Annotated in this window: 1 protein-coding gene; it reads right to left on the bottom strand. The window is 54.9% G+C overall.

The annotated features are described in order from the left end of the window. On the bottom strand, nt 1-227 hold a 227-nt coding region (locus AC0L27_RS41465; RefSeq protein ID WP_473323925.1), incomplete at its 3' end, for a hypothetical protein. Nucleotides 228-246: the final 19 nt, after the last annotated feature.

Raw genomic sequence — 246 nt, forward strand, 5'->3', positions numbered from 1 at the left:
CGTGGATTTACCGGCTTTGCCTTTGGCGCAAATACCGTGACATTTACACCGTCAGGCTGTCCGACAATCAGACCAGTGATCGGGTCAGTATGACCGGCGATATAATCCGCCACGCGTTCCACGTCTGCCGGTTGCGGAAAAATATTGCTCCGGTTATCCATAACAAACGTCACCCCGACTGTGCCACCGCCTTTCCATGTCGGAAAACACCAGGCACGTGAAGTCAGCGGTGTTACCCGTGCCTGG

This window comes from Bradyrhizobium sp. Ken51 (genome assembly GCF_055807435.1).